The organism is Streptomyces sp. NBC_00158, assembly GCF_045160885.1.
Lineage (GTDB): Bacteria > Actinomycetota > Actinomycetes > Streptomycetales > Streptomycetaceae > Streptomyces.
In genome coordinates, this window is sequence record NZ_CP108163.1 from 155,316 (window position 1) to 181,472 (window position 26,157).

At 72.1% G+C, this 26,157-nt stretch carries 26 protein-coding genes and 1 tRNA gene; 11 read left to right on the plus strand and 16 right to left on the minus strand.

The features are described 5' to 3' along the window. Complete coding sequence (locus OG553_RS38165) at nucleotides 1-735, plus strand: 4'-phosphopantetheinyl transferase family protein (protein ID WP_405983271.1); 735 nt, start codon at nucleotides 1-3, stop codon at nucleotides 733-735. On the opposite strand, the gene serS is transcribed toward OG553_RS38165, so the two are convergent. The 6 genes from serS to OG553_RS38195 form a co-directional block, all read right to left on the minus strand. Further along, nucleotides 722-1,999 (minus strand): serine--tRNA ligase, encoded by a 1,278-nt coding sequence (gene serS, locus OG553_RS38170; protein ID WP_331719274.1) that lies wholly within the window; start codon nucleotides 1,997-1,999, stop codon nucleotides 722-724. The two genes, OG553_RS38165 and serS, sit on opposite strands and share 14 nt — an antisense overlap. A gap of 9 nt (nucleotides 2,000-2,008) precedes the next feature. Continuing rightward, on the minus strand, nucleotides 2,009-3,523 hold the full coding sequence (locus OG553_RS38175) for an APC family permease (RefSeq protein WP_331719275.1): 1,515 nt from the start codon (nucleotides 3,521-3,523) through the stop codon (nucleotides 2,009-2,011). 4 nt (nucleotides 3,524-3,527) lie between these two features. Further along, nucleotides 3,528-4,511 carry a VlmB-like protein gene (locus tag OG553_RS38180; RefSeq protein WP_331719276.1) on the minus strand — a complete coding sequence of 328 codons (984 nt, stop codon included), beginning with the start codon at nucleotides 4,509-4,511 and terminating at the stop codon, nucleotides 3,528-3,530. Then, nucleotides 4,508-5,125 carry a flavin reductase family protein gene (locus OG553_RS38185; RefSeq protein WP_331719277.1) on the minus strand — a complete coding sequence of 206 codons (618 nt, stop codon included), beginning with the start codon at nucleotides 5,123-5,125 and terminating at the stop codon, nucleotides 4,508-4,510. Before OG553_RS38185 ends, OG553_RS38180 begins: the two co-directional genes overlap by 4 nt. Next, complete coding sequence (locus OG553_RS38190) at nucleotides 5,122-5,670, minus strand: hypothetical protein (RefSeq protein ID WP_331719278.1); 549 nt, start codon at nucleotides 5,668-5,670, stop codon at nucleotides 5,122-5,124. The genes OG553_RS38185 and OG553_RS38190 overlap by 4 nt, the downstream gene beginning before the upstream one ends. Nucleotides 5,671-5,735: 65 nt before the next feature. Then, nucleotides 5,736-6,878, minus strand: coding sequence for an acyl-CoA dehydrogenase family protein (locus OG553_RS38195; protein ID WP_331719279.1), 1,143 nt, complete (start codon nucleotides 6,876-6,878; stop codon nucleotides 5,736-5,738). A gap of 287 nt (nucleotides 6,879-7,165) precedes the next feature. Between OG553_RS38195 and OG553_RS38200 the strand changes: the two genes are divergently transcribed. Both OG553_RS38200 and OG553_RS38205 read left to right on the plus strand, forming a co-directional pair. Next, nucleotides 7,166-8,179, plus strand: coding sequence for a DUF2156 domain-containing protein (locus OG553_RS38200; RefSeq protein WP_331719280.1), 1,014 nt, complete (start codon nucleotides 7,166-7,168; stop codon nucleotides 8,177-8,179). Between the two features lie 30 nt (nucleotides 8,180-8,209). Continuing rightward, nucleotides 8,210-8,386, plus strand: a complete 177-nt coding sequence (locus OG553_RS38205; protein WP_331719281.1) for a hypothetical protein — start codon at nucleotides 8,210-8,212, stop codon at nucleotides 8,384-8,386. A gap of 127 nt (nucleotides 8,387-8,513) precedes the next feature. Here the strand turns inward: OG553_RS38205 and OG553_RS38210 are convergent, their stop codons facing one another. The 3 genes from OG553_RS38210 to OG553_RS38220 all read right to left on the minus strand — a co-directional run bounded on the left by OG553_RS38210 (nucleotide 8,514) and on the right by OG553_RS38220 (nucleotide 10,571). Further along, on the minus strand, nucleotides 8,514-9,203 hold the full coding sequence (locus OG553_RS38210; RefSeq protein WP_331719282.1) for a hypothetical protein: 690 nt from the start codon (nucleotides 9,201-9,203) through the stop codon (nucleotides 8,514-8,516). 6 nt (nucleotides 9,204-9,209) lie between these two features. Continuing rightward, entirely contained in the window at nucleotides 9,210-10,298 is a 1,089-nt protein-coding gene (locus tag OG553_RS38215; protein ID WP_331719385.1) for an iron-containing redox enzyme family protein, read from the minus strand. Nucleotides 10,299-10,485: 187 nt separating this feature from the next. After that, nucleotides 10,486-10,571 (minus strand) — tRNA-OTHER (locus OG553_RS38220). Nucleotides 10,572-10,728: 157 nt separating this feature from the next. Between OG553_RS38220 and OG553_RS38225 the strand changes: the two genes are divergently transcribed. Continuing rightward, complete coding sequence (locus OG553_RS38225) at nucleotides 10,729-11,112, plus strand: hypothetical protein (protein ID WP_331719283.1); 384 nt, start codon at nucleotides 10,729-10,731, stop codon at nucleotides 11,110-11,112. A 73-nt stretch (nucleotides 11,113-11,185) separates the two neighbouring features. Here the strand turns inward: OG553_RS38225 and OG553_RS38230 are convergent, their stop codons facing one another. Beyond that, nucleotides 11,186-11,542, minus strand: a complete 357-nt coding sequence (locus OG553_RS38230; protein ID WP_007269075.1) for a nuclear transport factor 2 family protein — start codon at nucleotides 11,540-11,542, stop codon at nucleotides 11,186-11,188. 160 nt (nucleotides 11,543-11,702) lie between these two features. On the opposite strand from OG553_RS38230, the gene OG553_RS38235 reads away from it, so the two are divergent. Beyond that, entirely contained in the window at nucleotides 11,703-13,103 is a 1,401-nt protein-coding gene (locus tag OG553_RS38235) for an aminotransferase class V-fold PLP-dependent enzyme (RefSeq protein WP_331719284.1), read from the plus strand. A 654-nt stretch (nucleotides 13,104-13,757) separates the two neighbouring features. Here OG553_RS38235 and OG553_RS38240 read toward each other — a convergent pair. Genes OG553_RS38240 through OG553_RS38250 form a run of 3 tightly spaced genes read right to left on the minus strand, consistent with a single transcriptional unit; the run spans nucleotide 13,758 to nucleotide 15,876 of the window. Next, the gene (locus OG553_RS38240; protein ID WP_331719285.1) at nucleotides 13,758-14,291 is read right to left on the minus strand and encodes a GNAT family N-acetyltransferase; all 534 of its coding nucleotides are present in this window, start codon (nucleotides 14,289-14,291) and stop codon (nucleotides 13,758-13,760) included. Between the two features lie 20 nt (nucleotides 14,292-14,311). Continuing rightward, the gene (locus OG553_RS38245; RefSeq protein ID WP_331719286.1) at nucleotides 14,312-14,611 is read right to left on the minus strand and encodes a 4a-hydroxytetrahydrobiopterin dehydratase; all 300 of its coding nucleotides are present in this window, start codon (nucleotides 14,609-14,611) and stop codon (nucleotides 14,312-14,314) included. Between the two features lie 2 nt (nucleotides 14,612-14,613). Further along, nucleotides 14,614-15,876 carry a helix-turn-helix transcriptional regulator gene (locus OG553_RS38250; protein ID WP_405983272.1) on the minus strand — a complete coding sequence of 421 codons (1,263 nt, stop codon included), beginning with the start codon at nucleotides 15,874-15,876 and terminating at the stop codon, nucleotides 14,614-14,616. A 369-nt stretch (nucleotides 15,877-16,245) separates the two neighbouring features. Between OG553_RS38250 and OG553_RS38255 the strand changes: the two genes are divergently transcribed. Both OG553_RS38255 and OG553_RS38260 read left to right on the plus strand, forming a co-directional pair. Further along, a complete protein-coding gene (locus OG553_RS38255) occupies nucleotides 16,246-16,452 on the plus strand; it encodes a hypothetical protein (protein WP_331719288.1) in 207 nt (68 codons plus the stop codon). A 151-nt stretch (nucleotides 16,453-16,603) separates the two neighbouring features. After that, entirely contained in the window at nucleotides 16,604-17,809 is a 1,206-nt protein-coding gene (locus tag OG553_RS38260; RefSeq protein WP_331719289.1) for a methyltransferase domain-containing protein, read from the plus strand. On the opposite strand, the gene OG553_RS38265 is transcribed toward OG553_RS38260, so the two are convergent. Genes OG553_RS38265 through OG553_RS38275 form a run of 3 tightly spaced genes read right to left on the minus strand, consistent with a single transcriptional unit; the run spans nucleotide 17,731 to nucleotide 22,381 of the window. Further along, nucleotides 17,731-19,434 carry a nitrite/sulfite reductase gene (locus OG553_RS38265; protein WP_331719290.1) on the minus strand — a complete coding sequence of 568 codons (1,704 nt, stop codon included), beginning with the start codon at nucleotides 19,432-19,434 and terminating at the stop codon, nucleotides 17,731-17,733. The genes OG553_RS38260 and OG553_RS38265 overlap by 79 nt on opposite strands. A 17-nt stretch (nucleotides 19,435-19,451) precedes the next feature. Beyond that, nucleotides 19,452-20,630, minus strand: a complete 1,179-nt coding sequence (locus OG553_RS38270; protein WP_331719291.1) for a hypothetical protein — start codon at nucleotides 20,628-20,630, stop codon at nucleotides 19,452-19,454. Beyond that, entirely contained in the window at nucleotides 20,627-22,381 is a 1,755-nt protein-coding gene (locus OG553_RS38275; RefSeq protein WP_331719292.1) for a hypothetical protein, read from the minus strand. The genes OG553_RS38270 and OG553_RS38275 overlap by 4 nt, the downstream gene beginning before the upstream one ends. Before the next feature lie 267 nt (nucleotides 22,382-22,648). Between OG553_RS38275 and OG553_RS38280 the strand changes: the two genes are divergently transcribed. The 4 genes from OG553_RS38280 to OG553_RS38295 are packed head-to-tail and all read left to right on the plus strand — an operon-like array spanning nucleotide 22,649 to nucleotide 26,155. Next, nucleotides 22,649-23,350, plus strand: a complete 702-nt coding sequence (locus OG553_RS38280; protein WP_331719293.1) for a phosphoadenylyl-sulfate reductase — start codon at nucleotides 22,649-22,651, stop codon at nucleotides 23,348-23,350. 26 nt (nucleotides 23,351-23,376) lie between these two features. Next, a complete protein-coding gene (cysC, locus tag OG553_RS38285; protein WP_331719386.1) occupies nucleotides 23,377-23,922 on the plus strand; it encodes an adenylyl-sulfate kinase in 546 nt (181 codons plus the stop codon). 53 nt (nucleotides 23,923-23,975) lie between these two features. Next, nucleotides 23,976-24,845: a sulfate adenylyltransferase subunit CysD gene (gene cysD, locus OG553_RS38290; RefSeq protein WP_331719387.1), complete on the plus strand. Its 870-nt coding sequence runs from the start codon at nucleotides 23,976-23,978 to the stop codon at nucleotides 24,843-24,845. Nucleotides 24,846-24,847: 2 nt separating this feature from the next. Beyond that, nucleotides 24,848-26,155 carry a GTP-binding protein gene (locus tag OG553_RS38295; protein WP_331719294.1) on the plus strand — a complete coding sequence of 436 codons (1,308 nt, stop codon included), beginning with the start codon at nucleotides 24,848-24,850 and terminating at the stop codon, nucleotides 26,153-26,155. Nucleotides 26,156-26,157 lie beyond the last annotated feature (2 nt).

A 26,157-nucleotide genomic window follows, 5' to 3' on the forward strand; every position in this document is an offset into this window, starting at 1 on the left:
ATGGACGCATGGCTGGTCGACCTCGACCAGGTCGCCCCCACCGAGATCACCCCGCGCTATCCCGAGGGCCTCACCGAGGACGAACTGCGGCGCGGCGCCGAGTTCGTCCACGCGCGCGCGGCCCACCGCTTCTACCGCGCCCGGCTCACCGTCCGCCGCCTGCTGGCCGAACGCCTCGGCCTCGACGCGCCCGACCTGCGCATCCACTACGACCCCGCCGGCAAGCCCTACCTGCCCGACCAGCCCGGCACCCACGTCAGCTGGTCCCGCTCCGACGGGCTGCTCCTGCTCGGCGCCACCGAGACCGGACCCATCGGGGTGGACGTCGAACTGGTCCGCCCCGCCTCCAGCAGCCTCGACGTCCTCACCTTCATCTACCCGGGGGTCCCGGACGGGGTCGGCCCCGAGACCTTCTTCCACGCCTGGACCCTGCTGGAGGCCGCGGTCAAGGCCACCGGGCGCGGCCTGACCGACGGCGCCCGCGAAGTCGACCTGGCCTTCGGCCCGGACGGCTCCGTCGGCCTGCGCGGCATCACCGGCCACGGCGCCCTGCCCTGGCACGGCCACACCGCGCTCCAGCCGACCCGGCAGGACTGCCCGTGGGCGATGACCGCCTTCGTCTCCCGGGAACTGCCTCCGGTCACCGTCCTGACCTGGCCGGACCGGGCCGGCGACCCCGTACGGCCCCCGGCCCGGCACCCGGCCCGGCCGTCCTCGCGGCTCACTCCGCGCTGACCACCGGCGAACCGTCGGGGGCGATCGCCGAGAAGCCGGTGTACGGAACCAGCGCGGGCGGCACGGCCACCGAGCCGTCCGCGCGCTGGTACTGCTCCAGCACCGCCACCAGCGTCCGCCCCACCGGCAGCGCCGAACCGTTCAGCGTCGCCGCGAACCGCTTGCGCCCGTCCCGGTCACGGACCTTGATGCCGGCCCGGCGCCCCTGGAAGTCCCCGCAGTCGGAGCACGAGGAGATCTCCCGGTACGTGCCCTGCCCCGGCAGCCACACCTCGATGTCGTACGTGCGCCGCGCCGCGAAGCCGAGGTCCCCGGCCCGCAGTTCCACCACCCGGTGCGCCAGCCCCAGCCGCCGCAGCGCCGTCTCCGCGTGCCCGGTCAGCAGCTCCAGCTCCGCCGCCGAGTCCTCCGGCCGGCAGACCCGCACCAGCTCCACCTTCTCGAACTGGTGCAGCCGCACCAGCCCCCGCGTGTCCCGGCCGTACGAGCCGGCCTCCGCCCGGTAGCAGGGCGTGCACGCGGTCAGCGCCAGCGGAAGTTCCCCCTCCTGAAGCGTCTCGCCCCGGTACAGGTTCACCAGCGGCACCTCGGCCGTCGGGATCAGCAGCAGGTCCCGGTCGGCGGCGCCCGTCAGGAACAGGTCGTCCTCGAACTTCGGCAGCTGCCCGGTACCCGTCATCGTCTCCCGGGTCACCAGGTGCGGCACCCCGTGCTCGGTGTACCCGTGCTCGGTGGTGTGCAGGTCCAGCAGGAACGCGGCCAGGGCCCGCTCCAGCCGGGCCCCCGCCCCCCGGGTCACGGCGAACCGGGACCCCGACAGCCTGGCCGCGCGCACCTGGTCCAGGATCCCCAGCCGGGTCCCGATGTCCACGTGGTCGCGCGGGGCGAACTCGAACCCCGGGACCTCGCCCCAGGTCCGCCGCACCACCGGCGGGTCCTGCTCGGTCCCGTCGGGCACGTCCGGGTACGGCAGGTTGGGCACGGCCAGCAGCAGCGCGGCGAGCCCCTCCTCCGCCTCCCGGAGCTCCTCCGACACCGACCGCAGCCGCTCCTTGGCCGCGGCCGCCCGGGCCCGCGCCGCGGCGTCGGGCCGTACCCCCTCCCTGGCGGAGCGGTTCTGCTCGGCCCGCAGTTTGTCCCGCTCGGCGATGAGCCGGGAGCGCCGTTCGGTCAGGTCGCGCAGGGCGGCCCGGTCCAGGACGTGCCCGCGGCGGGCCAGACCGGCCCCGGCCGCCTCCTGGAGCAGGCTGTGCGGATCGTGCATGACGGCTCCTCAGTCCTCGTCGGTGACGTGCGCGGTGGTGGCGGCAGGGGCAGCGGTGGCAGGGGCGGAGGCAGGGGCCGCGGTGGCGACGGACCGGTACCGGTCCGGCCGGCGCGCCCGCAGCCACCCGGCCCGGCCGAGCCCGGCCAGGGCGGCCCCTGCCACCAGCCACGGGATCCGGTTCACCCACGGCGAGGCGCTCCCCGTGACCAGCGCGAAGTTGTCCAGCAGCAGCCAGAGCGCCCCCACCAGCCCGGCCAGGGCCAGCACGGGCGCCAGCCGGGTCCGCCACCAGTGCGCCTCGGGACGCCCGCGGAAGAAGGACAGCACCGCCAAGGCCACCGCCGCCTGGAGGGCGACGATCCCGACCGTGCCCAGCGCCAGCATCGTGGTGGCCAGGTTGGTGTACGGATGCGCCCCCGCCAGCGCGAACACGGCGCACACGGCGGCCGTCGCCGCCGACAGCACCGCGCTCGCCCGGTGCGGGGAGCCGTGCCGGGGATGTACCCGGGCCAGCGAACCGGGCAGCACCCGCTCCCGGCCCAGGACGAACAGGTACCGGTTCGCGGCGGTGTGCAGCCCGAGCAGCGCCCCGAACAGGCTGGTGCACAGCAGCACCTGCATCACGCCCGTCGCGAAGGTGCCCAGGTAGTCGTCCGACAGGTGGAAGAACAGGTCGCCCAGCTCCCTCCCGGCGGTGTCCGCGACCCGGTCCGCGCCGACCGCCCCGACCGCCGCCCAGCTCATCAGCGCGAAGAAGGCGGTGATCAGGACGACGGACGCGTACGTGGCGACCGGCACGCTGCGCTTCGGGTCGCGGCTCTCCTCGCCGTACAGCGCGGCCGCCTCGAAGCCCACGTACGAGATCAGCGCGAACATCAGCGCCACCCCGAGCCCCGGCGCGAGGACCGTCTCCGGCCGGAACGCCGCCGTGGGCAGCGCGTCCGCCCCGTGCCGCACCCCGATGGCCAGCGCCAGCAGACCGAGCACCGCCACCTCGGCGACCATCAGCACCGCCAGCAGCCGGGCGCTCAGGTCGATCCGCCGGTGGCCCATCACCGCCGTCAGGGCCAGCGCCCCGCCCGTCCACACCGGCCACGGCACCGGCAGCCCGTGCGCCGCCGAGACCAGCTCGGCGAAGTACCCGAACGCCCCCGCCACCCCGGCGACGGCCGCCGTGTACGCGAGGACCGCCGTCAGCCCGGCGGCGACGGCCGGCGGCCGCCCCAGCCCCTGCCCGACGTACGTGTAGAAGCCGCCCGCGCCGACCACGTGCCGGCTCATCGCCGCGTACCCGACGGAGAAGCACAGCAGGATCAGCCCGGCCAGCGCGAAGGTCGCGGGCACCCCCGCGCCGTTGCCGATGGCGTAGGCGAGGGGCACCGAGCCGACCACCCCGGACATCGGGGCCGCCGCCGCGACCACCAGGAACACGATCCGGGGGGTGGTCAGCGTCCTGCGCAGCGCGGGCGCGGAGGCGGCGGGCGCCCGGCCGTCCCGTCTGACGGGGATCGTGGAGGTCACCGGATCACCTCGGGTGGTTGCGGATGATGTCGACGGCCTCCGGGACGCCCATGTACGGCAGCCGCACCTCGGCCATGTCGTCCGTCCACTGCTCGGCGAGGTCGTAGCGCTGCTTGGGCGTGGTCTCCAGCAGCCGGCAGCCCGGGAACACCTCGTAGTCCCGCAGCAGTTCGGCGTGCGCGAACATGCCCTGCTGGAACAGCTCCTCGCGCTCCAGCACGAACTCCTCCGACGGCAGCTCGTCCCACAGCCGCCGGCCGCGCCGGATCAGCTCGATCAGCCGCGGCCGGTACGAGGGGTTGCGCGCCAGGTGCTCGCGGACGATCGAGCTGCCCACGGTCAGGTGGCGGATCTCGTCGATGGACGCGCCGCGCGCGATCTCCGCCGCGGCCGGGTCCAGCAGGGTCCACTTGCGCTCGCTGAGCTCGGCGGCCGGCGCCAGCACCCCCTCGATGACGATGGTGAACACCGCGACCGCGCCGATGAAGTCGCCCTCGTCGCGCACCACGCCGGTGGCGAACTCGGCGATCGGGTTCAGCACCCGGCGGGTGTAGTCGGCGCCCTGCTCCTTGATGAACCCCAGCAGCCCCGCCTGCGGCACCCCGAGGTCCACCAGGTGCTTGCGGAAGATCATCGCGTGCCGGGCCTCGTCGACCACCTGGGTGGTGAAGAACTCCTGCTCCACGACCCCGGGCGCGCCGATCACGTAGTGGGACAGCACGTCCACCGCCCGGGACTCGGCCAGCGACCGGTTGCCCAGCTCCAGCACGAGCGCCTGCCGCAGCGGCCCGTCCTCCTTCATGTGCTCCGGAGTCACGGCGTCGTGCCCGGCCTCGGCCCGCCCGCGCAGGGTCCCCTGCGCCACGGCCGACAGCCAGTAGCCCAGATCGCACTCCTCGGCGGTCAGGGTCATCTCCTGCGCCCCGTCGAGCAGGTTGGGCGCACGGTCCCAGTCGGCCTCTACGGGGATCTGCGGAAGGGTGGTCATGACGCAACCTCACTGGGGGAAGCGGAACCGGAGATTGAAGCGGACACGGAAGCGGAGACGGAAGCGGCGGGGGTGACGCAGGCGCTGTGCATGCGGCCGGCGAAACTGAGCATCGGCGAGTCGACGGTGTGCGAGCCGCCCGTGACCTCGGCGAGGAGCATGTCGTGGTCCCCGACCTGGTGCCAGCCCAGCACCCGGCACGCCATGTGCGCCAGGCTCCCGCCGATCAGCGGGGCGCCGGTGAGCGGGTCGGTGGTCCAGTCGAAGCCGTCGAACTGGGCGTCGCCCAGCGGGCGGGAAGGGTTCGCGAAGCGGCGGGCCACGTCCTGCTGCGCCGAGCCGAGCACGTTCACCGAGAAGCGGCCCGCCCTGCGGACCATCCCCGCGAACGTGGACGTCGGCCGCAGGCACGCACCGAGCACCAGCGGGTCCCGCGACAGGGTGACCACGGCGCTGGCGGTGGTGCCGTGCCGGACGCCGTCCCGGCTGACGGTCAGCACCGTCACGCTCGACGCCAGCCGGCGCAGCGCCAGCCGGGCCGCGTCCGGATCCTCGTACCCCTCGGCGGCCGCCGCGCCGCCGCGGTCCGTCAGCCAGGCCGGGTAGCGGCTCACCGGTGCGCCCCGACGGCGGGGGCCGCGCCGGTGGCGGAGCCGGTGGCGGCGATCGTCGCCGGGTGGTCCTCGTACGCCAGCGGCACCGGGCCGTCGGTCGCCGAGCGGCGCTTCAGCATGGCCGTCAGCTGGTGCACCAGCGGCGTGTCCTCCGGCTCGAAGGGCAGCCCGAACGGCTTCAGGAAGTTCCCGAACACGCCCCGGTCGCCGAACACGTGGAACGGCAGCGCCAGCAGCGCCCACTCCGGCCCGATCAGCCACATCCACAGCAGGCCCACGGCGGCCACGCTGAGCAGGCTGTGCATCGAGTTGTAGAGCACGTAGTACGCCTTGTGGATCCGCCCGTCCGCGCTGCGCCGGTAGGCGATCGCGCCCGGGATGTAGCCGAGCAGGTCGATGTACAGGAACAGGCCGATCGCCGCGAACCAGTTGATGTCCGTGAAGTGCCACAGGATGAACCCGATCGTCACCGCGAACGCGACCAGGTACTCCAGGCGGTGCAGGTTGAAGGTGACCGGTGACTCGACCGGGTTCTTGATGTCCATGAGGGGTGTCGTGTCCTTACTGCGGGCGGACCGCGCTACGGGAGCAGCCGTTGCTGCTCGGGGGGTCAGGACAGGCGCAGCGGGCCGCCGGCGAAGTACTCGGCCAGCTCCGCGGCCACGCTGGCGCGCGACGGCGGGTGGAAGGCGAGGGCGCGCACCGCGGAGGCCAGGTACGCCACGTCGGCGGAGCGGATGAACGCCATCCCGCCGAGCATCTCCACGGCCTGGTCGACGGTCTGCGAGAGCAGGTCCTGGGTGGCGTAGCGGGCGGTCAGCACCGCGGCGACGGCCTCGTCGCCCCCGGTGCCGTCCTCCAGGGAGCGGGCCGCGCCCTCGACGAGGGAGACCGCCGCGTCCATCCGCAGCGCCAGCTGCGCCCGCTCCGGGGCGCTGCCCCGCCCGCCGGCCAGCACCTGCGCGACCAGCGCGGACGCGGCGCCGACGTACGAGGAGGTGGCGAGCAGCTCGAACCAGGTGAACCCGGCGGTCTGGAGGTCGTCGAGCCGGTCGGCGTCCTCGGGGGTGCTGTGGATGACCAGGTCCTCGGGCACCTCCACGTCGGTCAGCCGCACCTCGTGGCTCTGCGAGGCCGCGAGGACCGGCGTGGCCCAGAACGGCCGGGTCGTGACGCCGGGGGAGGAGGCCGGGATCAGCATCAGCGCCAGCGAGGAGCGCCCGTCGTCGTGTGCCACCTGCACGCTCGCCGTCAGCACGTCCATCGAACCGGACAGGCTGCACGGCTTCTTCGCGCCGTTGACCCGGTAGCCGCCGCCCGGCGTGCGGTCGGCCACCACCGACGGCGCCAGGATGTTCTGGTCGGTACGGCCCTCCGCCCAGCCGGACGCCAGCAGCAGCCCGTCCGAGGCCACCGCGGACATCAGCTTCAGCTGGGCCGGGGTGAGCCGGCCGGTGACCTCCGCCAGCCGGAACAGCATCGCCACCGTGAAGTGGTGCATGGTCGTGGCCACGCCCAGGGACGGCGAGAGCGAGGCGATCGCCCGCTGCACCCGGACCGCCTCCAGCGGACCGGCGGCCGCGCCGCCGTACGCGGACGGCACGAGCAGCCCGGGACCGCCGTGCTTGCGGTACAGCTCCAGCACCGGGCTGTCCGCACCCTCCCGGGCTGTGAGCGGCAGCTCTTCGAGTGCGTCGAGAAGGCCTGCGTGGAATTGCTCGCAGACCCCGCGCGCTGTCGTCAGGGAACGCATCGCCGTGTTCTCCTCGGGCTCTCTCGTATTTCTCGTATTCGCCGTCCGGATCGCCTTGGATTTGCCTTGATCCGAAAGCTGAAATGCAATGGAGAGTCTTTCACCCACTGTCTGACTGAGGCCTGACACCCATCTGACCAGCGGTTTCAACTGACCTGTCGCTGACCTGCGGCTGACTGGAAGGCGGGTGGGCGGCGGTGGTGGGTTGTGGTGGGTTGTGGCGCGCGGCCCCGCGTGCCATAAGTGGGGGAGTTGTCGGGAGCTGTCGGCGCGAGAATGGATCTGAAATGACCGGAACGGTTCTGGATACGGATGCCGCGCTCGACGCCATCCGGAAGTACGCGGACGCGGGAAATCCCAGCGCGTATTTCGCCTTCAGCGACGGGAACAGCCACTTCCGGCTCCCGGACGTCCCCGGGGTGATCGTCTACCGCACCGTCGGCCGCTACCTGGTCCAGTTCGGCGGCCCCTTCGCCCCCTTCGCCCCCGCCGGCCCGGACGGCCCCCGGGCCCGGCTGCTGGCGGCCTTCGTGGGCTTCGCCGCCGAGCAGGGCCGCGAGATCGTGTCCGTCCAGCTCCAGGGCGCGGACGCCGACGTCTACGTGGACCAGGGCTTCACGGTGAACCAGATGGGCGCCTCGTACGCCGTCGACCTGGAGGCCTTCACCCTGGCCGGCACCAAGTTCATGCAGCTGCGCAACAAGATCTCCCGCGCCCTGCGCAGCGGCCTGGAGATCAAGGAGGTCGAGTACGAGGACTACGCGGAGCGGATAGGGGCGCTCGACACCGCGTGGCTCTCCACCAAGGGCGAGGGCGTCAAGCCCCTGGAGTTCCTCGTCGGCCAGACCGGCGGCCGCTACCAGCACCTGCGCCGCCTCTTCGCCGCCGTGCGCGACGGCGAACTCGTCGGCTACGTCTCGTACGCCCCCGTCTACGGCCCGCAGGCCGGCTGGATGCACGACCTGAGCCGACGGCAGCCGGACTCCCCGCCCGGGGTGATGGAGGCCCTCAACAAGGCCGCGATCGACGTGTTCACCGCCGAGGGCACCCGCTGGCTGCACTTCGGCTTCACGCCCTTCACCTCGCTGACGGCCCCCCGGTTCCCGGGCCACAGCCTCGGCTTCCACTGGTTCATGGAGCACCTCTGGGAGCACGGCGCGCACATCTACCCGGCGCGCACGCAGCTGGAGTACAAGCAGAAGTGGGCGCCCTCCGCGGTGCTGCCCGAGTACATCGCCTTCCAGCACGGCGCGAGCCTGCCCGCGCTGGTCCACGTCTTCCGCGCCTGCAACGCGGTCTGAGAAGGAACCCGAGAGGGAGGTCGCACACCCATGCCGTCCATGCCGTCCATGTCGTCCATGCCGTCCGACGAGATCGAGACCCAGGGCCTGCTGGTCGTGGAACGCTTCCAGGCCTGCGCGGCCGCCCCCGACGACGCGGAGGCCGCCCGCCTCTGCGACGCGGACCTGGCCCGCCTGGACGAACTGCTGCGCGCGGCCGCGCAGTAGACGACGTCACGAGGGCCCCGCCGGCACGGCCGGCGGGGCCCTTCCGCGCGTACGGGGGAACGGAGAGGGGGCGGCGGGGAGAGGTGCTCCCCGCCGCCCCCTTCGGGGGTGCTTCCGGCGCGGGCCGTCAGCGCAGTGCCGGGCGGGTGCGCAGGAGGGTGCCGGCCGGGCCGCGGACCAGCATCGGACGCCTGCGCAGGGCCGGCTCCGGCCCGGCGGGCCGGGACACGTGCGCGACCAGCAGGTCCTCCACCACCGGCCCGGCCGGGCCCGCCGCCAGCTCGTGCCGCTCGTACGCGACCGTACGCCGGTCGAACAGCAGCCCCTGCCCCGGGCCGAGGGCCGAATCCAGCAGCGGCGCCGACCGGCCCGCGCCGAACAGCCGCACCCGGCCCGCCCCGACCCCGGCCCGACCCACCACCGCCACCATCCCGAACCCGCCGTCGCCCGTGTCCGGCGGCCCGGGCAGCCGCACCGGGACCGTGGTCCCGGCCGGGGCCACGGTGCGGACCCGGTGCAGCTCGATCAGCCAGTCCGCGTGCACGTCCAGCCACGGCCCGCCCAGGGCCCGCCGCAGCAGTGCCGCCATCCCCGCCTCCAGCCGCCGGTCCGCCCCGTCGTACGGGACGTCGTACGGCACCTCGTACGAGGGGACGGGCAGGAAGAGCCAGTCGTCGTCCGCCGTCCAGGACATCCGCAGCCGCACGACCCCGTACCCGTACGCGTTCACGTACGAGGGCTCCGCGAAGGCGGCCACGACCGCCCCGGGGACCGGGTCCAGCCCGACCAGCGCGAAGCCGTGCTCCCGCAGCGACACGGCGGCTCAGCCCGCGGCGACCGGCGTGCGCTCGGGGAGCGCGCCCTCGGCGGTGTCGGCGCCGGGCCGCGCCAGCTCCAGGCGCTCGTCGAGGTGGCGGGCGGAGGAGTTGGCGCGCCACAGCGCCCCGCGGGCGATGCCCCGGCGCATGTAGGCGGAGTCGGCGCTGGGGATGACCACGTTGTGGAACCAGCCCGCCGCGTGCTGCGAGTCGATGGTGATGTGGAGGCGGTGGTAGGTGATGCCCACCTCCGGCAGGCCCAGGCGCTCCCAGGCGCGGACCACGTTGCGGAACCGGTCCGGCGCCAGCCACTCGGTCATCCCGAGGAACCCGACCGCCTCCGGGTACAGGTGCCGGTAGCGGCACAGCAGCACCGCGAGGTTCCCCGAGTGGAGGTCGGTGGTGGTCATGGCGGCTTCCAGGTCCTCGGGGCGTACGTCGAAGACCTCGTAGATCTTGTTGAAGAGGTGGGTGTGCACCGCCTCCGGATCGCCGTTGCCCATCTCGTCCCAGTAGTTGCCGGCGATCTCCATCTTGCTGGCGCCGACCGTGCCGATCTGCATCATCGCGAGGAAGTCGTCGAAGCGGCCGTCGATCAGCGACTCCTGGATGACGTACGTGCGCAGGTCCTCGCTGCGCGCCTCGCGGTTGATGAAGTCGGTGTAGTACGGGTGCTTGAAGGCGCGGTGCCGGCGGACGATGCCCTTGAGCCAGGACAGGAACTGCTTGGGATCGGCGGGCGCCGACTCCAGCAGGCCGGGCTCCAGGTGGGCGTCCTCGGCCTGGAGGGTGGCGTTCTCCAGCAGCCGGGTGACCTCGTGCAGCAGCACCGATCCCTCGGCGCTGGGGCGGTCGGGTATCTGCATCACCGTCTGGTAGATGCGGGAGAGGAGGAGCTGCTGGTGGTAGTGGGCGTCCTCGCGGTGGGGGCCGGCGCCGGCCGCGGCGGCGTTCATGTCGGTGACGGCCTCGACGATGCGGGAGCGTTCGCCCGAGAACTTGGCGTCGATCTCGTCGGCGTCCACGGTCAGCCAGGACGAGACCTCCTCGACGAGCGCGGCGGCGTCGGTCCTGTGGGTGCGGATCGCGGGCATGTTGGGGTGGTCGCTGGTGGGCAACTGCGTCTCCATGTCTCTCGGGGTCGCGCGGGTTGCGGAAGAGGGAAGAGGAAGGACGTACGTCTCCGTCGCGCGGACCCGCGCGCACGGGCGGCCCCTCATGCCAAAGCACGCGCATCCCTCGTCGTCGTATCGGGATGCGCGTGCCTGGGATGAGCACCTGCGGAGAGGGCAGGATTCGAACCTGCGTGGGCAGAGCCCGTCCGGCGAAAGGGCCGGACCCCATTCGGCCGCTTTGGGTACCTCTCCAACGGCCTTTCTCTGCCATCAGCTTGGCACGGTCCGGCTGACATGGTGCTGATGAATTTCTGAGACGGCAATTACGGCTGTCGGTCAGGGTCGCATCAGCGTCGGCTGGGATAGTGAAGGACGGTCGATCGATCGAACTACTTCGCAGGGAGATTCCGTGAGCGCCGAGACCGCCAAAATCGCCGTTTCCCGTCTCTACAACGACGAGAACGGCGAATCGCATTTCATAGACGAGACGCTGGAGGTGACCGCCCTCAATTTCGCCCCGCCCGCGCCGTCGCTCTTCGTCTCCGAGGGCGTGCCGGCCAAGCAGGCCGTCTACCTCTACATCCCGGCCGGCTGGTTCGGCGACTTCCACCCGGCCCCGCGCCGCCAGATCATGACGCTGGTCAGCGGCAAGATGGAGTGCGGGGTCAGCGACGGCACCTGGCGCACGTTCATCCCCGGCAACACCCAGCTGGTCGAGGACACGCAGGGCAAGGGGCACGCCACCAAGGCCCTGGAGGACTGCGTGATGATCGTGTCGCAGCTCGCCGACTGAGGCCGGCCGTACGCACGCACGGGAAGGGGCACGGCCCGGAATTCCGGACCGTGCCCCTTCCCGTTGGAGAGCTCTATCCCTTGACGTACCCGAAGCTCTCGGCGAGGAGGCCGTTCTCCAGGCGGTGCACGTTCACCCCGCGTACGAAGTCCCGGGCCCCGCTGCCCCAGCGCAGCGTCCAGCGGCAGACGGAGCGCTCGCCGGCCACCCAGACGTCCTCGACCTCGAAGGTGATGTTCTCGTTGCCCGCGATCGAGGTCCAGAACTGAAGACATTCGTCATAACCGGCGTGCTTCGAGCCGTCGGGGGCGGGACCGGAGTTCTCCAGGCGGCAGTTCGGGGCGAGGATGTCCTTCAGCAGGCCCGGGTCGTGCAGCTGGAATGCCTGGTTGAACTGTTCGATAACCTTGCGCGTCTGCTCATCGGACATCGGGACTCCTCATGTCTCGGCACGGATGGCGGCCGACCGCCTGGGTCAGGCGAGGCCACAGGAGAAAGTAATACAGTCCAACGGCCCCCTGTCCAAGGGTTTGGGAGTTCCGGCCATTTAGGTCAGTCGCACGTCAGTGCCAGCCGCCTAGCTTTGTACTATGACCACAGCAGACAGTGCGCCTCTCGCATTGGCCTATCAGCAGGCCATCGAATATCTGGCGGGTCTCGCCGATCGGCCGGTGGGTGCCACTGCCGACTCCGAACAATTGCTGAAAATGTTCGGTGGGCCGCTGCCCGAAGGCCCGGCCGACCCGGCCGGGACCATCGAGGTCCTCGGCCGTGCCGTGGCCGAAGGCGGCATCCCGACCGCCAACGGCCCACGCTACTTCGGCTACGTCACCGGCGGCACCCTCCCGGTCGCGATCGCCACCGATTGGCTGGTGGCGGCGTACGACCAGACCGCCAGCCTGTACAACCTCTCCCCGGCCGTCGCCGTGGCCGAGGACGTCGCCGCGCAGTGGGTCCTGGAGCTGCTGGGCCTCCCCGCCCACGCCTCGGTGGGGTTCCCCACCGGCTGCACCATGGCCCACCTGACCTCGCTCGCGGCCGCCCGCCACAAGCTCCTCGCGGAAGCCGGCTGGGACGTCGAGCGCGAAGGCCTGGGCGGAGCGCCCGACGTGGCCATCGTCGCCGGTGCGCAGCACCACATGACCATCGACCTCGCCGCCCGCTACCTCGGCTTCGGCACCGCGCGCATCCGCAACGTGCCCGTCGACGACAAGGGCCGCATGGTTCCCGCGGAACTGGAGGCCACCCTCGCGGGCATTGACGGGCCGGTCATCGTCTGCGCGCAGATCGGCGACGTCAACTCCGGCGCCATCGACCCCGTCGGGGAGATCTGCGACATCGCCCACCGGTACGGGGCCTGGGTCCACGTCGACGGCGCCTTCGGCCTGTGGGCCGCGGCCAGCCCGAAGCTCCGCCCGCTGGTGGAGGGCGTGGAGCGGGCCGACTCCTGGGCCCTGGACGCCCACAAGTGGCTCAACGTCCCCTACGACTGCGGCATCGTCGTCATCGCCCACCCCGAGGCCCACCGCGCGGCCATGCTCAACGAACGCGCCGGCTACCTCCCGCCGGGGACCGATGGCGAACGCGACGCCATCGAATGGGTCCCGGACTTCTCCCGCCGCGCCCGCAGCCTCCCGGTCTGGGCGGCACTGCGCACCCTGGGGCGGAGCGGGGTGGCCGACCTGGTGGAACGCTGCTGCGAGCACGTGGCCCGCTTCGCGGAGCACCTGGGCGGTGTCGCCGGTGTCGAACTCCTCAACGACGTGGTCCTCAACCAGCTCCTGGTCCGCTTCGGCGACGACGACGAGACCACCCGCCGGGTCATAGCCCGCATCCAGCGCAGCGGCGAATGCTGGTTCGGCGGCACCCTGTGGGAGGGCCGCGCGGCGATGCGCGTCTCGGTCGTCAACTGGCGCACGACGACGGAGGACGTCGACCGCAGCGCGAGGGTCGTGCTGGAGGCACTGGGGGAGGAGCTGGGGGCCGGCTGAGGCGGGTGGGTACGGGGCATGCGGGCGTACGGGGCTTGCGGCGCGGGCCCGCTATCTCCCCCTCGACCCCCCGGGCCCGGTCGGTAGTTGCCCACCCGCCTCCCCGGGTGCGGGCCGGTGGGGTGGGGAGCGGTATCCCCTGGGGCGGTCTCTGAGCAGCCTTGGGGGTTTCCCGTCAGTCCCATCGTCCTTCCGTGTCGGGCCGGCCTGTCAAGGGCGCTCCCTTCGGTCGCGTCGCTACGCGATGTCGCTTCGCTCCACCCTTGACAGACCGACCCGCCCCGGAAAGCCGAAGAACTGCCGGGAAACCCCCAAAAGAACGGCACGGTCCAGAGGACAAGGGACGGGTCTGTCAGGGAGCAGGCGACGGGGCCGGGGCCCGGCCCGCCGGGCATCCGAGCCCTCAGAAGTCCCGATTCGGGGCCGGGTGCGCGGCTACCTGCACCAAAAGGCGACCAGAGCAGTCCGGGAAGCCCTCATACGCGCCAGATCGCTACGCGCTCCCCATTCTTCGGCGTCCGGCGACCGCCTTGGGCTGATACCCGCACCAGCGGGCGGACAGAGCGGCCCGGGGAAGCCGACAGGCGCGCCAGATCGCTACGCGCTCCTCGCATCTCGGCGTCCGGCGGCCGTCCTGGGCTGGTCATTCGCGGGTTACGCGTTCAACGGCCGGACCATCGCGGTGAGGACGGGGGAGTCCGGGGCGGGCTGGACGGGGCCGATCGCCTCGTAGCCCCACGACTCGTAGACCCGCTGGACCTTCCCCTCTCCGGCGGCCGGGTTGACCATCAGCGAGGCGTACCGGTCCTCGCGGCCGGCCAGTAGCTCGTCATGGACCCGCCGGGCCAGGCCCGTCCCCCGGAAGGCAACCGTCACGCCGATCTCCCGGAGGGCCAGGGTCGGTGCGCGGGTGTACTCCGCGTCCAGGTCGTCGCTGATGCGCTTCCACCAGAGGTCTCCGGCCCGCACGGTGTTGCCGTACGCGTACCCGACCGGGCGGTCCTCGGCGTCGAAGGCGAGCACGGCCGCGAACCCGGGGGTGCGGCCGTAGCGCTCCAGACGCTCGGCCAAGGTCGGCACCGAGTAGTTCGGCAGGTGCAGCAACGGCGCGCGGACCTCGGCGTACGCCTCGATGAGCGGGCCCCGGGCCTGCTCCACGTCGGTGAACCTGCGAAGTTGGATCGTCATGCGATGCCCTTCGCGTTCGTTCAGATCGCGCCGTGCGCCGGTGCCGCTGCCTCGATGCGGCGTGCGAGCTCGATGTCGTGCTCTGCGACGTATCCGCCGAGGTCGCTTGAGCTGATCGAGACCTGCACGGTCTTGTAGCCGAGCGTCGCGTCCGAGTGGTGCCCGAGGTCGTTCTGGATGGCCGCGATGTGGACGATGAATGCAGCACCCTGGATGTGCGGGACCGAGTACGAGCGCGCGATCCTCCGGCCGTCCGTGGACCAGCCGTCCAGGTCCTTGATGCGCTCCTCGATCTGCTCCGCCGACAGAGCCTCAGCCACGGTCAAACCCCCTTGTTGATGGGCGCCAGCACCTCTGCCAAGGTCTGGCCGATCGGCTCAGCTTGCCATGCAGCCATTCCCGCTTCCACGGCGGCCAGTTCGCGCCGGGCCCGTTCCGAACCGGTCTCCACAACGATCCCGGCTGCGTGCCGAGCAAGCTCCACTGCCCGCTCCGGCTGCCGCAGAGCAGCGGCGGCAACTGCTTGCCGTCCCGTCCACACGCCCACATCCCGGCGTGATGTGGGGGGAGCAGTGGGAATGATCTGTTGCCACAGCCGGTCGGCTTCGTTGGCCAAGCCGAGACGTCCGTAGCAGGTGGCACGCTGCACTTCGATGTAGTGAGGCGTCCGCAGACAAGCCGTGCCCCAGGCCTCCACGTCGACCGCGTCGAGCAGGCGCCCGGCTCGGTCGAGCAGTTTGTCCACGTGCAGCCGGTCACCGAGCAGCGAGGCGCCGTGTGCCTGTTGTTGCAGAGCGAAGACTTGGACCTCCGGCGAGAGGAGAGAAGCGTCCATGAGGGCCCCCTCGCAGAGGTCAACCACGGCCGTTCCCATGCCCTGGTCGGTGCGTGCCATGGCGCGGTCCACCAATGCGCACGCGACGGCTTCCCGGTCTCTTGACCGGTGAGCGAGCTCCTGCGCGACGTCGTGGCACCGCAGGGCTGTGACCGGGTCGCCGGCATCCAGGTAGAGCCACGCGGCGAAGGCGGCGTAGTGCACTCCGACCCGGGCCATTTGCTGCCGCGTGGGCCCTTCCGCCGCGTTGACCAGTTGGTTGATGAGGTCGCACTGGGCGCTGATGGTCCCGATGAGGGCGCGGGGGCCGAGCAGCATGTCCGCGCGGTAATGCCCGTCGAGTTGCTGCTCGAAGTACGGGATGAGCGCCGGATCGACATGTCGGGGGACGGGCATTGCGGTGGTGAGCGCAGCAGCCGTCACGGTGCCTACGAAGGTCCGACGGTCCATTTCGGCAGCCTCTGCGATGACCGGCCGGCCCCCTGTGGTGAGCACGGGACGCCGCCGAGCCCGGCGGGACGCCGCCGCAGCCCGGTCCAGGTCCGGCGCTGGCACGCTGAACACCGTCGCGAGATGACGGCGCGTTTCCGGAGTCGGGAGGCGCTTGTCACGCTCCCAACGTCCGACCTCGCGTGCGTCCTTCGTGACGGTGCCGGACACCCGGCAGTATTCGTCGGCTACCTGTTGCTGTGTCCAACCGTGCTCGTCGCGAAGCCGCTTGAGCAGATGGCCAATGCTCTCCGCCGCCATGGTGCCTCCCGTCTGGCCCCCATTCTGGCCCCCCGAATGGCCCGTAGGGAGGCCCCTCCAGAGGGACCGGTCAGCGCGCTTTCCTTGACGGAGGGCAGCCGCCCAAAAGACCCCGGCGACCGCGCGAACGGTCCCGGGGCACGGCCAACCTGAAGGAAACAGGTCGACTTGTGAACCGTACTCCCTCTCGTGTCATGGGCCCGGAGCCCCCTGGACCGGTGAACCGGTACCACCCTCGCAACGTGCTGAGCCTGGACACCCCCGACGGCACGGGGACCGCCCCGATGTCCTTGCCCAGTGCGGACCTGCTCGCGCGGGCCCAGGTCGGGTGGGAGAACTTTTTGCTCGGCATGGGGCCGGAGGAGCCGCATGAGTGAGTGCTACGAGTACGTGCCGCACCGCCTGCTGCGCAAGCGCGTGCGCGACATCGCGTCCGGGGTGGAGGGCGAGCTGATGGCCGTGGTGAACGAGAACGTCTCCGACACCGGCATCGAGCGCTGGGCGGAGCTCGCCTACATCCGGGGGGCGTCCGGGCGGGAGTTCACCACCGCCGTCGGCAACGTCGAGCCCGTCTGAGACCAGTACCAGACAGTTGAAGGGAGAGTTCATGGGCAAGCACCGCAGTCCGATCGGAGACGACGGCAGTCAACCCGGCCGGCCCATTCCGCCACCGCCACCCCCGCCGCCTCCGCCCCCGCCGCCACCCCCGCCGAAGTAGGGAGCCACCGTGAGGACCGAGAGACTTCTGGCCGAGATCACCGAGTCGCTGGGACGGCCGGTTGCCGAGCCGTGGCCGGCCGTGCTGTCCCGGACGCCACGGGACGCCTTCCTGCCCGACCTCTTCTGGGTCCGGGACGGAAATGGCGGCTACCGGCGGGTGGACCGCACGGCGGATCCAGGGGCTTGGCAGGCCGCCGCGCACAGTGATCAGCCACTCGTCACCGGTTTCACGACGCTGGGCGGGGCGCAGGTGCCGTTGTCGTCCGCTTCCGCGCCGAGCACGGTGGTGCGGCTGCTGGAGGACGCCCGTCTGCGCGCGGACAGCCGGGTCCTGGAGATCGGCACCGGTACCGGGTTCAACGCGGCACTGATGAGCCGCAGGTGCGACCGCGGGTCCGTGGTGACGCTCGACGACGTGCCGGAGCTCTCGATCCTCGCGGAGCGCAACCTTCGTGCCCTCGGGCTGGCGGCCACGGTCGTCACGGCCGACGGCACGGAGGGCTACGCGGAGCGGGGGCCGTACAGCCACGTCGTTGCGACGTGTGCCGTGCGGTCGGTCCCTTCCGCGTGGCTGGAGCAGACGGAGACGGGTGGCCGCATCGTCACCCCGTGGGACAGCGCGTGGCTCTCCTACGGGAGCCTCGTGCTCGACAAGGGCGAGGACGGTGGCGCCGTGGGCCGGTTCGCCGCGCACGGTTCGTACATGCTCATTTCCTCCCAGCGGGTGGCGGCCGAGCTTGACGACGTCCTGCGGCCAGGTCAGGTACCGCGGGCCGGCACGAGCACGCTTTCGCCGTGGGCGGTCGCCGGGGACGATCTCGACGCCCAGTTCCACATCGGTCTGGCCGTCCCCGGGGCCTGGCACTCCTGGGACACGTCCGGGGAGCATGCGGCCGTACGGCTGTGGCTCGCCGACGCCGCCGGGGGCAGCTGGGCATCCGTGGACTGGGACGGGCAGCAGGCAGCGTCCTTCGATACGCGGCAGTTCGGCCCGCGCCGCCTGTGGGAGGAGGTGGAGCGGGCCCACGCGTGGTGGATCGCCGCCGGGCAGCCCGGTGTCGAGAGATACGGGATGGACGTTGCCAACGATGGGCGACATACGTCCTGGCTGGATTCGGCCGAGACGCCGGTTCCTTACTGGAGGGACGACTCGTCGCAGCGGGAGATCCACTGGGTGAAGGACTCGGAGGGGTCGGTGCGGTCCGCGAGGTAGGTGCGGGTGAGGCGTTCCACGTAGTCCGGGAGGTCCGCCGCCGTGGTTTTGAGGCCGCGGAGTTTCTTGCCGAAGCCTCCTTCCTGGGCTGTGGAGAGGGTCAGGGTGCCGCCCAGGTGGATCTGGAAGCCTTCTACCTGGCGGCCGTTCTCGTCCGGGACCAGCTGGCCCTTGAGGCCGATGTCCGCGACCTGTGTGCGGGCGCAGGAGTTGGGGCAGCCGTTCACGTTGATGGTGAGGGCTGCCTCGTTGCCCGACAGGCGTTTTTCGAGTTCCGAGACGAGGGTGGCCGCGCGTTCCTTCGTTTCCACGATCGCCAGCTTGCAGTACTCGATGCCCGTGCACGCCATCGTGTTGCGCCGCCACGGGGAGGGGCGGGCCTGGAGGCCGATTTCCGCGAGGTCGGCGATCAGGGGCTCCGGGTCGGCCACGTCCAGGACCAGCAGCTTCTGGTACGGGGTGAGGCGGACCCGGCCGCTGCCGTGGGACTCGGCCAGGTCCGCCAGAGCCGCGAGTCTGGTGCCGGACAGGCGGCCGGCGACGGGTGCCGCGCCCACGTACGAGAGGCCGTCCCGCTGGCGGTGTACGCCGATGTGGTCGATCGGGGCCGGCGGGAGCGCGGGGGCCGGGCCGTCGGGGAGGGGGCGGCCCAGGTACTCCTCCTCCAGGACCCGGCGGAACTTCTCCACGCCCCAGTCGGCGACGAGGAACTTCAGGCGGGCGCGGCCGCGCAGGCGGCGGTAGCCGTGGTCGCGGAAGAGACGGGCTACCGCCACCCACACGTCCGGGACGTCCGAGAGGGGGACCCAGACGCCCACGTGCTGCGCCAGGATCGGGACCGTCGAGAGGCCGCCGCCCACCCACATGCCGAAGCCCGGGCCGTGCTCCGGGTGGACCGTGCCGAGGAACGCCAGGTCGTTGATCTCGTACGGGACGTCCGGCAGCCAGGACACCGCCGTCTTGTACTTGCGCGGCAGGTTGGAGAGGGAGGGGTCGCCGATGTAGCGGGCGGCGATCTCCCGCACCGCCGGGGTCGCGTCCAGGACCTCGTCCGTACTCACCCCGGCCACCGGGCTGCCCACGATGACCCGGGGGCAGTCCCCGCACGCTTCCGTGGTGGAGAGGCCGACCTGTTCCAGGCGCCGCCAGATCGTCGGGACGTCCTCGATCCGCACCCAGTGCAGCTGGATGTTCTGCCGGTCGGTGACGTCGGCGGTGTTGCGGGCGAAGCGCATCGAGATGTCGGCGATGGCCCGCAGCTGGGCGGCGTCGAGGGTGCCGCCGTCGCTGCGCACGCGCATCATGAAGTGCTCGTCCTCCAGTTCCTCCGGGGGGAGGGAGCCGGTCCTGCCGCCGTCGATGCCCGGCTTGCGCTGGGTGTACAGGCCCCACCAGCGCATCCGGCCGCGCAGGTCGTCGGAGGGGATGGAGGCGAAGCCCTCGCGGGAGTAGACGCGTTCGATGCGGTCGCGGACGAGGAGGGGGTCCTCGGCGGCCTTGAACTCCTCGTTGGAGTTCAGGGGCTCGCGCTCGCCCAGGGCCCACTGGCCCTCGGGGCGCTTGGCGGCGGCGGGGCGCGCGGCTCTGGCGGTCCGGACCGGGGGCGCGGCGACTGTTTCCGTCATGGTGGTCCTGCTCCTTGTCAGGTGGTGCCCAGGTTCGAGACCGGGACGATCATGCCGCTGGGAAGCCAGCTCGCGGACGTGGTGTGGTGGCCGCCGCCCGCCGAGGGGCCCCCGCTGCCGGGCACGTACAGCACGGCGGCGGCGTACAGCTTCGCGGGCGCCGGGCCCGCCGTACCGCGGGCCGCGCGCCAGGCCTCGTACCCGGCGGCGGTCGGCACCTCGCCGGGCAGCCGGGCGCCGAGCGCGGCCGCGTACTCGACGGCGGCCGGGCCGGTCGGGGCGTACCGCAGCGGGATCAGCTGGCCCGCGCTCGGCGAGAGCAGCGGGGCCGTCAGCAGCCAGGGCGCCAGGTACGTGCCCTCGGCGAGGACGCGGCCGGCCTCGACGTCGCGTACGGCGGTGTCCGCGCCCGACCAGCCGGCGGTGACCACCAGCGGCCGGCGGGCGGAGGCGTCCGGCGCCCCCACGGCGATCCCCGCCCGGGCGGCGGCGGCACGCACTTCGGCGGCCGCGGCCCGCCCGCGCGGCGAGTCGTCCCCGGCCAGGGACACCGCCCGGGTCCCGCGCCCCGCGAGGAAGGCGACGGTGTCCCGCAGCGCGGCCGCGTCCGCCTCCGTCAGGGCGTCGGACGGGCACCCGGACGGCGCCCGCGTGCTGCCGCCCAGCACCGCCCCGGCGGCGGCGCTCGCGCACTCCGCCCCGTCGGCGCCCAGCAGCCCGCCCGGCGCCGGCTTCCCGCCCGCGCGGCCCGTGTCCACCGCCAGCGGCGCCGAGGACCCGCCGGCCGACACCCACACCTGCCCGGGCCCGGCCGGCAGTTCCACCGGGATCCACGTCAGAGTCGACCCGGGACGCGGCCCGCCCCGCACGAGCCGCTCCCGGTCCGTCCCGGCGGCGGCTCCGGCGGCGGCCACGCCCACCAGGTTGCGCCCCGGCCGGTTCGGCACCACCAGCACCGGCACCTGCTGCCCGCCCAGCCCGAGGGAGCCGAGCAGCGGCCCGGCCGAAACCCGCGCACCCGCACCGGCGCCGTCCGCGGGCGCGAGGGATCCGGCGAGGGCCGCGCACGCCACCGCCGCCGCGAAGTACGCCGTGGCGGTGGTGCGGCGGGCGAGCAGCCGCGTACGGAGCAGCAGCAGGACGCCCACCGCCAGGGCGGCGGTCAGGACGACCGCCGCCAGGAGGACCGCGTTCACCGTCGGACGGCGCTGTCGCTGACCACGAACAGGACACCGTGCGGCTGCGCGTCGCCGAAGTCGCCGTGCGGCCACGACGCCCGGTTGAAGCCGACGCACGGCTTGCCGGTGTTCTCGTCCCGGAACGACCGGTCGAGGGTCACCCGGCCGCGCCGGTCCAGGTCGAACACGCACACCCGGTGGTCACCGCCGCCGCCGAAGGACCCGGCGACGAAGTAGTTGGCGACCGCGATCCGGCTCACCTGCGTCGTCTCCCGGTAGACGCCGTCCGCGCCGCGCCGGAAGTTGTCCATGGCGCCCCAGTGCGGCCCGCCCGAGCTGACGTCGCGGATCGGGACGGTGCTCACCAGCTCCGGGCAGTCCCGCTCGCGCCCGCCCCGGCTCGCCTCGGCGAGCTCGTCGACCGAGCACTTCGCGCCGGTGCCGGCCGCGAGCAGCTTCTGGATGTCCAGGACGTAGATCATGCCGGTGGTCTGGTCGAGCGGCTTGCCGTACGGCACCGACTGGCCCATCACCGTATGGAAGAGGAAGCGGTCGTCGGGGCTGACGGCCAGCCAGCTGCCGTTGTCCCCGCTGCCGGTGATCTCCTTGTCGCGCTGGAAGGAGCGGTAGGCGGTGGTGTCGTCGAAGACCTCCTTCCACTGCGGGTCGGGCGCGGTGATGTCCGGGGTGTAGAAGATCGCCCCGCCGGCCATCGAGGAGACGAACGCGCCCTTGTTGCCGGGCCGGTTGGTCAGCGCGGTCTCCATGACCACGCGGGACTCGCGGAAGAAGGCCCGCTGCTCCTGCGCCCCGCGAGGGCCGTCGGCGACCTTCGACACCGACTTCAGGGTCGGGTCGTCCCGGTTGGTGATGTCGAAGACGCGGACGGTCTGGCGGGCCAGGTTCTCCTTGAGCGCCGAGTCGGGCGTCATGAAGTTGCGGGCCTCGGCGAAGTCGCTCGCCACCATGACGTTGAGGTCCTCGCGGACCGCGATGCCGTGCGGGTTGGCGCAGGTCGCGGCGGGCAGGGCGGGCACGTTCCCGCACTGGGCCGGGTCCTCGCCCGCCTCGGTGGCCGCCGGGATCTCCGCGATGGTCTTCCCGTCCTTGCCGATGCGCACGATCTCGCCGGGCGAGCCCGCCGCGCCGTTGCCGACCCGCACCTCGCCGTTGGTGTAGGTACAGGGGCCGGTCACGTTGGGGCCGCCCATGTACGTGCCGTACGCGGTGCCGTCGCTCAGCACCTGGTAGGCGTCGGGCAGGGTCCCGCAGGGGGTGTCGGCGGTGGTGTTGACCCCGGCGATCGTCAGCGCGGGCAGGGCCTTCGCGTCGAAGACGAACGTGGTGTCGCTCATGATGCCGCCGGCGTAGATCCGGTCGCCCTTGTGCCACACGTACTGCATGTGGTGCGGCTCGTTGCCGTTGTTCGGGCCGACGGTGACCGTGTTGGCGACCTTCCCGTACGTGGGGGAGCCCGGGGTGGCGTCGATGACGGTCAGGAAGTCGGGCGCCGGCTGCTTGGCGGGCCCGGACCAGACGAGCATCCACTGCCGGCCGGGCCCGCGCGAGGCGTCCACCAGGTGGTTGGTCGCCGTGTAGGTGACGCCGTCGCTGCCCTGGAAGCTGGAGGTCCAGGTCTCCGGCGTGCCGGCGGCGGCGGGGCCCGCCGCGGTGAGCATGGAGGCGGTGAGTCCCACCGCCGACAGACAGAGCGCGAGGCGGCGTATCAGCCTTCCTCGGCGCAGACCGTTCAGACCTTGCAGGCTCATTTCTCCGCGTTCCCTCTCCGGGGTGTCGGACGAATTGCAAAGGGATTTTCGGATCACTTTCGCACAAGGGTGCTGGCGGTCCGCTGATAGGAGGCTTACCGTGCCCTGACATTCGCCCGGAGGAACTCGGCAAAGCTCTCAATTTCTACATAGTGCCTGCTCAGGCGCTATCAGCGGACCGTCAGTGCTTTATGTGTCGGCGTTGCTAATCTCGGCTCTGAGAATTCATGCCCGTTCGCCGCGTTCCCCATTCGAAGGAGCCGCCGGATGACGACGACTCAAGTGCACGGAAATGTGAAAGAACTCGCCGAACGGGCGGGCCGGGACCTGGAGCGCGCTTCCGCGCTGGACGTCCTGCGCTGGGCGGTGGGGACCTTCGGGAAGAAGTTCTGCGTGACGTCCTCGATGGAGGACGCGGTCGTCGCCCATCTCGCTTCGCGGGTCGCTCCGGGTGTGGACGTGGTGTTCCTGGACACCGGTTACCACTTCGAGGAGACGATCGGCACGCGGGACGCGGTGGAGGCGGTGATGGACGTCAACGTCATCACGCTGACCCCGCGCCAGTCGGTCGCCGAGCAGGACGCCGAGTACGGGCCCAAGCTCCACGACCGCGACCCCGACCTGTGCTGCGCCCTGCGCAAGGTCAAGCCCCTTGAGCAGGGTCTGACCTCGTACGAGGCGTGGGCGACCGGGCTGCGCCGTGACGAGTCCCCGACCCGGGCGAACACGCCCGTGGTGGGTTGGGACGCCCGACGGCAGAAGGTCAAGGTCTCGCCGATCGCCCGCTGGACGCAGGACGACGTGGACGCGTACGTCGCCGAGCACGGGGTCCTGACGAACCCGCTGCTGATGGACGGGTACGCCTCCGTCGGCTGCGCCCCCTGCACCCGCCGGGTAGCGGAGGGCGAGGACGCCCGGGCCGGACGGTGGGCCGGACGCGGCAAGACCGAGTGCGGACTCCACGGCTGATGACGGACCTCAGGGAGACGGAGCAGATGAGCGTGACCGGCCAGGGAGCCACGGTGTGGCTGACCGGTCTGCCCAGCGCGGGCAAGACCACCATCGCGTACGCGCTGGCCGAGCGGCTGCGTGCCGAGGGCCACCGGGCGGAGGTGCTCGACGGGGACGAGATCCGCGAGTTCCTCTCGGCGGGTCTGGGCTTCGGCCGCGACGACCGCCACACCAACGTCCAGCGGATCGGGTTCGTCGCCGAACTCCTCGCGAGCAACGGTGTCAAGGCGCTCGTGCCGGTGATCGCGCCCTTCGCCGACAGCCGCGAGGCCGTCGCGAAGCGGCACGCCGCCGAGGGCACCACGTACCTGGAGGTCCATGTCGCGACCCCGGTCGAGGTGTGCTCCGAGCGCGACGTGAAGGGCCTGTACGCGAAGCAGGCGGCCGGCGAGATCTCCGGTCTGACCGGCGTCGACGACCCCTACGAGGCCCCGCAGAAGCCGGACCTGCGGATCGAGTCGCACACGCAGACCGTCCGGGAATCCGCAGCCGCGCTCTTCGCGCTGCTCGAACAGAGGGGTCTCGCGTGACCACCGTCATCCCCATCAACAGGCCCGCGAGGGCGCTGAACCACCTGGACTCCATGGAGTCGGAGGCGGTGCACATCTTCCGTGAGGTGGCGGGCGAGTTCGAGAAGCCGGTGATCCTGTTCTCCGGCGGCAAGGACTCGATCGTCATGCTGCACCTGGCGTTGAAGGCGTTCGCGCCGGCCGCGGTGCCGTTCTCGCTGCTGCACGTGGACACCGGGCACAACTTCCCCGAGGTCCTCGCCTACCGCGACCGGACGGTGGCCGAGCACGGCCTGCGCCTGCACGTGGCCTCCGTCCAGGACTACATCGACGCGGGCAAGCTCCGCGAGCGCCCCGACGGCGTCCGCAACCCGCTCCAGACCGTGCCCCTCACCGAGGCGATCCAGCAGCTGAAGTTCGACGCCGTGTTCGGCGGCGGCCGCCGCGACGAGGAGAAGGCCCGCGCCAAGGAACGCGTGTTCTCCCTGCGCGACGAGTTCTCCCAGTGGGACCCCCGCCGCCAGCGCCCCGAGCTGTGGCAGCTCTACAACGGCCGCCACGCCCCCGGCGAGCACGTCCGCGTCTTCCCGCTCTCCAACTGGACCGAGCTGGACGTGTGGCAGTACATCGCCCGCGAGGGCATCGAACTCCCCGAGATCTACTTCGCGCACGAGCGCGACGTCTTCCAGCGCAACGGCATGTGGCTCACCGCCGGCGAATGGGGCGGCCCCAAGGACACCGAACCGGTCGAGAAGCGCCTCGTGCGCTACCGGACCGTCGGTGACATGTCCTGCACCGGCGCCGTCGACTCCGACGCCGCCGACCTCGACGCCGTGATCGCCGAGATCGCCGTGTCCCGCCTCACCGAGCGGGGCGCGACCCGCGCCGACGACAAGCTGTCCGAGGCCGCGATGGAAGACCGCAAGCGCGAAGGGTACTTCTAACCATGACGACCACCACCGAGCAGCTCAGCGCGACCACGCTGCTGCGCTTCGCCACCGCGGGTTCCGTCGACGACGGCAAGTCCACCCTCGTGGGCCGTCTGCTGCACGACTCGAAGTCGGTCCTGGAGGACCAGCTGGAAGCCGTCGAGCGGGTCTCCCAGGACCGCGGGCAGGACGCCCCGGACCTGGCCCTCCTCACCGACGGCCTGCGGGCCGAGCGGGAGCAGGGCATCACGATCGACGTGGCCTACCGCTACTTCGCGACCGCCCGCCGCCGCTTCATCCTGGCCGACACCCCCGGGCACGTGCAGTACACCCGGAACATGGTCACCGGCGCCTCCACCGCCGACCTCGCCGTGGTCCTCGTCGACGCCCGCAACGGCGTCATCGAGCAGACCCGCCGGCACGCCGCAGTCGCCGCCCTCCTGCGCGTCCCCCACGTCGTCCTCGCCGTCAACAAGATGGACCTCGCCGACTACGACGAGGGCGTCTTCGCCGCCATCACCGACGGGTTCACCGCCTACGCCGCCGGACTCGGCCTGCACGACATCACGGCGATCCCCATCTCGGCCCTGGCCGGCGACAACGTGGTCGAGCCCTCCGCGAACATGGACTGGTACGGCGGCCCCACCGTCCTGGAGCACCTGGAGACCGTCCCCGTCAGCGACGAGCTGACCGCCGGCCCGGCCCGCTTCCCCGTCCAGTACGTGATCCGTCCGCAGACCGCCGAGCACCCCGACTACCGCGGCTACGCGGGCCAGATCGCCTCCGGCGTCCTGCGCGTCGGCGAGGCCGTCACCGTCCTGCCCTCGGGCCGCACCTCCGTCATCGAGGGCATCGACGCCCTCGGCGGGTCCGTGGACACCGCCTGGGCCCCGCAGTCGGTCACCGTCCGCCTCAAGGACGACATCGACGTCTCCCGCGGCGACCTCATCGCCCCCGACGGGGCCGCCCCGGCCACCACGCAGGACGTCGTCGCCACCGTCTGCCACGTCGCCGACCGGCCCCTCACCGTCGGCCAGCGCGTCCTGCTCAAGCACACCACCCGCACGGTCAAGGCGATCGTCAGGGAGATCCCCTCCCGGCTGACCCTCGCCGACCTCTCCCAGCACCTGGATCCCGGCCGGCTGGTGGCCAACGACATCGGCCGCGTCGTCGTCCGCACCGGCGAGGCACTCGCGCTCGACGCGTACGCCGACTCCCGCCGCACCGGCTCCTTCCTCCTCATCGACCCCTCGGACGGAACCACCCTGACCGCCGGCATGGCGGGCGAGGCCTTCACCGGGCACGAGCACGAATGGACCCTCTGACG

Coding starts and splice junctions, on each gene's coding strand:
- OG553_RS38165 (WP_405983271.1), top strand. CDS start 1: ATGGACGCATGGCTGGTCGACCTCGACCAGGTCGCCCCCACCGAGATC.
- serS (WP_331719274.1), bottom strand. CDS start 1,999: ATGCACGATCCGCACAGCCTGCTCCAGGAGGCGGCCGGGGCCGGTCTG.
- OG553_RS38180 (WP_331719276.1), bottom strand. CDS start 4,511: ATGACCACCCTTCCGCAGATCCCCGTAGAGGCCGACTGGGACCGTGCG.
- OG553_RS38190 (WP_331719278.1), bottom strand. CDS start 5,670: ATGGACATCAAGAACCCGGTCGAGTCACCGGTCACCTTCAACCTGCAC.
- OG553_RS38195 (WP_331719279.1), bottom strand. CDS start 6,878: ATGCGTTCCCTGACGACAGCGCGCGGGGTCTGCGAGCAATTCCACGCA.
- OG553_RS38200 (WP_331719280.1), top strand. CDS start 7,166: ATGACCGGAACGGTTCTGGATACGGATGCCGCGCTCGACGCCATCCGG.
- OG553_RS38205 (WP_331719281.1), top strand. CDS start 8,210: ATGCCGTCCATGCCGTCCATGTCGTCCATGCCGTCCGACGAGATCGAG.
- OG553_RS38215 (WP_331719385.1), bottom strand. CDS start 10,298: ATGCCCGCGATCCGCACCCACAGGACCGACGCCGCCGCGCTCGTCGAG.
- OG553_RS38230 (WP_007269075.1), bottom strand. CDS start 11,542: ATGTCCGATGAGCAGACGCGCAAGGTTATCGAACAGTTCAACCAGGCA.
- OG553_RS38235 (WP_331719284.1), top strand. CDS start 11,703: ATGACCACAGCAGACAGTGCGCCTCTCGCATTGGCCTATCAGCAGGCC.
- OG553_RS38240 (WP_331719285.1), bottom strand. CDS start 14,291: ATGACGATCCAACTTCGCAGGTTCACCGACGTGGAGCAGGCCCGGGGC.
- OG553_RS38250 (WP_405983272.1), bottom strand. CDS start 15,876: ATGGCGGCGGAGAGCATTGGCCATCTGCTCAAGCGGCTTCGCGACGAG.
- OG553_RS38255 (WP_331719288.1), top strand. CDS start 16,246: ATGAGTGAGTGCTACGAGTACGTGCCGCACCGCCTGCTGCGCAAGCGC.
- OG553_RS38265 (WP_331719290.1), bottom strand. CDS start 19,434: ATGACGGAAACAGTCGCCGCGCCCCCGGTCCGGACCGCCAGAGCCGCG.
- OG553_RS38275 (WP_331719292.1), bottom strand. CDS start 22,381: ATGAGCCTGCAAGGTCTGAACGGTCTGCGCCGAGGAAGGCTGATACGC.
- OG553_RS38280 (WP_331719293.1), top strand. CDS start 22,649: ATGACGACGACTCAAGTGCACGGAAATGTGAAAGAACTCGCCGAACGG.
- cysC (WP_331719386.1), top strand. CDS start 23,377: ATGAGCGTGACCGGCCAGGGAGCCACGGTGTGGCTGACCGGTCTGCCC.
- cysD (WP_331719387.1), top strand. CDS start 23,976: ATGGAGTCGGAGGCGGTGCACATCTTCCGTGAGGTGGCGGGCGAGTTC.
- OG553_RS38295 (WP_331719294.1), top strand. CDS start 24,848: ATGACGACCACCACCGAGCAGCTCAGCGCGACCACGCTGCTGCGCTTC.